This is a genomic window from uncultured Campylobacter sp. (assembly GCF_938045595.1).
GTDB lineage: Bacteria > Campylobacterota > Campylobacteria > Campylobacterales > Campylobacteraceae > Campylobacter_B.
Map to the genome: position 1 here is coordinate 1 of NZ_CALIBB010000102.1, position 4,360 is coordinate 4,360.

At 47.9% G+C, this 4,360-nt stretch carries 3 protein-coding genes; 2 read left to right on the forward strand and 1 reads right to left on the reverse strand.

The features are described from left to right. The first annotated feature begins 414 nt into the window (after positions 1-414). Both creD and tsaD read left to right on the forward strand, forming a co-directional pair. Positions 415-1,809: a cell envelope integrity protein CreD gene (gene creD / locus Q0340_RS04220; protein ID WP_298082294.1), complete on the forward strand. Its 1,395-nt coding sequence runs from the start codon at positions 415-417 to the stop codon at positions 1,807-1,809. Positions 1,810-2,446: 637 nt separating this feature from the next. Further along, positions 2,447-3,454: a tRNA (adenosine(37)-N6)-threonylcarbamoyltransferase complex transferase subunit TsaD gene (tsaD, locus tag Q0340_RS04225; RefSeq protein ID WP_298082295.1), complete on the forward strand. Its 1,008-nt coding sequence runs from the start codon at positions 2,447-2,449 to the stop codon at positions 3,452-3,454. A 270-nt stretch (positions 3,455-3,724) separates the two neighbouring features. Here tsaD and Q0340_RS04230 read toward each other — a convergent pair whose 3' ends face one another. Then, positions 3,725-4,207: a hypothetical protein gene (locus Q0340_RS04230; protein ID WP_298082296.1), complete on the reverse strand. Its 483-nt coding sequence runs from the start codon at positions 4,205-4,207 to the stop codon at positions 3,725-3,727. Positions 4,208-4,360: the final 153 nt, after the last annotated feature.

A 4,360-nucleotide genomic window follows, 5' to 3' on the forward strand; every position in this document is an offset into this window, starting at 1 on the left:
ATCGACTGGGAGCCGGGACGAAATTTCAAGCTAAGCGTGGCGTATAAATTTTAAAGCTTACGCGAGATGACATTACGAAATTTTGCACGCTAAAGCGGCGAAATTTTAAAAATTCAAGCCCTTGGAATTTCAAAATTCCTAGGGCTTTGTAAATTTGAAATTCTTAGACTTAGAATTTCAAGCTTTTAAATTCTACTAACATAAATTTTCTCGTAAAATTCTTGCGAATAGCAAAATTCTCATTCGCAATGAAATTCTAGCTTGCGGCGAAATTCCCAAAATTCAAAGCGATATCCGTAGCGCTTCACATCCAAAGTTCATTTAGAATTTATAAAATTCCTCCCGCTTCAAGCGCCGTCCGTTTACTCTTCATCGTTAAAATTCTGTTTTTAATTCTACTTAAAAGGAGAGCCTTTGTTAAATTCTACTAAAAACGCCATTCGCGGGGCGTTTTGGACGAAACCGTTCATAGTTTTAGTGCTGCTTTTGCTGCTGTTAATCCCGCTAAGCTTTATTGATAACCTCACCTACTCCCGCTCCGAAACCAAGCAGCTCGCGCAGGATTCGATCCTCACGCCGGTGGGTGGTGAGCTGCAAATCCAGGGCCTTGCGATCGTAGTGCCCTACGCAGAGATAATCGAAGCGATAGACAAAAGCAACAACGAGCTCGTAAAAAGGCGCGTAGAGAAAAATTTCATCATCGTGCCTAAAAACTACTCCCTCGCGGCGGAGATCGACCCCACCTATTTAAAGCGCGGAATTTTTCGCGTTCCGATATATAACGGCGACTTCGCGCTAAAAGCGGACTTTGAGGCTATAAACTATACCGAGCTCGGCGTCGATCCATCAAGGCTAAATTTCGACGAAGCCGTGCTAGTGCTCGGCGTAGGCAATCAAAAATCCTTCACCGCCTCCCCCGCTTTAAGCTTAAACGGCAAGGAGCTTAAGCAATATCACGGCAACACCGAAGCTAAAATTTTCGATCGAAGCCTAATCTACAAGCTCCCCGCTTCCGCGCTGTCGTCTGATTTTAGCATCAGCGGTACGCTTAAAATCCAAGGCGGCGAGGCACTTCATCTAGCTCCGATCGCGCAAAATAGCCGTTTTGAAATTAGCTCTACTTGGGCATCGCCTAGCTTTGGCGGCGGCTTTATCGCCAAATCGCGCGAGGTAAGCGCTAGCGGTTTTAAAGCTTCGTGGGAAGTTACAGGCTTAGCCGCAGGCATTGCTCCTGCGTGGCTTGCAGATCAAGATGACCGCGTCGCTATGACGAACTGGCGCAGCAACGACGATAGAAATGACGCCGTAAGCATCGGCTTCATCGAGCCCGTGAACAACTACTCGCTGATTAAGCGCTGCACGGATTACGCTCTGTTATTTTTAGCGGTGCCGTTTTTAGCGATCTTTTTGTGCGAGGTTTACACTCACGAGCGCATCCACCCAATCCAGTATCTACTCATCGGCCTGGAAGACGTCGTTTTCTACCTGCTGGTGCTTTCGCTCTCCGAGCATATGGGCTTTGCGATCAGCTACGCTATCTCGGCGATCGCGGTAAGCGCGATAGTATTTTTCTACGCGAGCGCGATTTTTAAAGGCGCGCGCTGGGGCATTTTCATCACTTGCGTTCAGCTCGTTTCATACGCGATCCTCTACGTCATCTTAAATTCCGAAGACTACGCCCTATTAATGGGGAGCTTGATGATATTCGCGGTGATTTCGCTCGTTATGTATTTTACGCGCAAGCTCGATTGGTACGACACCGCGATCCCAAGCGGCGAGAAAAAACAGGAACAAGAACCCAAAATTTAGCCTTTAAATTTAGCGCTAAATTTAATCGCAACGGCCTTTGGAGCTTTAAAATCCAAAGGCCATTTTAAATTTGCTCGCTAAATTTCAACTGCCAAAATTTCATCTATCTGAAATTTTACCCGCCGCGGCAGACAAACTGCGACACGGAAGCAAGGATGCGCAGCGCACGACACGGCAACAGGTGCTGCGCGCCGCGTATCGACGATATGCCGCGACGGCATGCCGATGCGGAGTTAAATTTTACGAGCGCGGCAAGAGCCCTTTAAAATTTTTCGTTTCGCAAATTATCTCGTAACCAAAAGGGCGGCGCTTTAAATTTAACGCTTCAGTCGCACTCGTCCGTTGCGCGATATGTTTTGATAGAGCAGTCACGCCAAGTTCGTACCGCAAAGAAGCGGCATACCGCGGCTGGGCTCGGCAAACCGCGGTGTGGGAGCAAGATGCGCGGCGGCGCGTTTTAAATTTAATTCCGTTAGCGCACCGAGCCGAACGGAGCATTTTAAAATTTAGCCTCGCGAGCGCGAGTATGTCGCGATAAAGACAAAATTTAAAGCGCGCCGTTTTAAATTTTAAAATTTCATCTGCGCCGCAGAGCCGATTTTTGAGTATAATGAGCGAAAAATTTTAAGGATTTTGTGTGATACTTGCTATTGAGAGCAGCTGCGACGACAGCTCGGTCGCGGTGATGGACGAGCGTAGTTTCGAGCTGAAATTTTACGAAAAAATAAGCCAGGAGGCCGATCACGCCAAATACGGCGGCGTCGTGCCCGAGCTTGCCGCGAGGCTGCATACGGAGGCGCTGCCGCGGATTTTGCAGCGCGCAAAGCCCTATTTTAGCGAGCTTAGCGCCGTCGCAGCGACCAATACCCCGGGGCTCAGCGTGAGCCTGATCGGCGGCGTGAATATGGCAAAAGCGCTTGCGCTTGCGCTAAATCTGCCGCTCATCGGCGTAAATCATCTCATAGGCCACGTTTACTCGCTGTTTTTAGACGGCGAGGCGCGATTTCCGATGGGCGTTTTGCTCGTTAGCGGCGGGCATACGATGGTTTTGGATATCGGCGCGGCGGGGGGTATCGAAATTTTAGCGACCACCGGCGACGACAGCTTCGGCGAGAGCTTCGATAAGATCGCCAAAATGCTAGGCCTCGGCTACCCGGGCGGCGCACTCATCGAGGAGCTTGCAAAAGGCGGCGAGCCGAGGTTTGAGCTGCCCGTGCCGCTGAAGGGCGATAGGCGGCTGGAGTATAGCTTTTCGGGGCTTAAAAACGCCGTGCGCGTGCAGATAGAGAAGCTAAAAGAGGCGGGCGAGCTAGATGAGCGGGCGATGCGCGATCTGGCGCGCTGCTTTGAGGACGCGGCGTGCGCGCACATACTGGATAAATTGCAGCGGATCTTTGAGCTGCGCCGCTTTACGCGATTCGGCGTCGTGGGCGGAGCGAGCGCGAACCTGCATCTGCGCGGACTTCTAACGGATCTGTGCGAGCGGGCGGGCTGCGAGATACTTTTTGCGCCGATGAAATTTTGCTCCGATAACGCCGCTATGATCGCGCGCGCAGCGATAGAAAAGCTGCGTAAAAAGGAGTTCGTCGCACCCGCAGAGCTGCAGATCATTCCGCATCTAAATCTACGCTCGGCGTTTGAGTGAAATTTTAAAATTTACAAATAGTCTGCGCCCGCTAGCGGTTTCTCACGCGCTGAGCGTTTGAGTAAAATTTTATCTCGCGCTCGCTCACGGTTAGGTTTCGGATAAATTTCGCTTTGAATTTACACATCACCTTTCGAACTCACGCCACGTTGTGCTAAACTCCTTTCGCGCTCGCATCGCCATCGGTACCGCTAACGTTGCACGTCCTTGTCGCTTGCAATATCTGCTAAAATTTGATCAGCTTGTTTACCAGTCATTTTTTATCCTTTCTTAATCGTGCAGAAAAGTTACGACTTCATGTTCTTTTGGTAAATTTTCTCTACCGTCAATACCGCGATTGCCATATTCCGTTAGAACTTCTTTTAAAATTTTATAAAGCTCGTCTAACGAAATTCCGTCGATACTAGAATTTATATTTTCCAGCTTATATTTGATAAAAAACGGATTATCGACTAGCATTTTACTGGTAGTTTCGTCATAGACCCTTCTAATATCAAGCTCGATTTCTCTACCTTTATAATAAAGCAGCCAAATCTCTTCTCCGGTATATCCGTCTCTTGGATCAGGCAGATGCGGGCTACAAACAAAGATAAGCCAAATATCTCTTTGCCTGTCAATAACCCAATTCAGCCACTTTATTTCATTGGGCTCCTGTGGATCATAATGATATTTTGCCAAGCACTGATCTACACGATTTATAATATCATATTTCTTAATATCCTCTTTAGAAATATATTCCGCAACAAACGCCATTCTCTACTCCTTAAATTTAATATTTAATTATATCTACGACATATTTATATTCGCTTATATGCTCGTAGATATCGCCTTCGCTTTTAGTGCCTAGTCTCCCAACCATATCGTTTAGAAAAAATTTCTCAAAATTTTCAGCGGTTACCTTGGCGC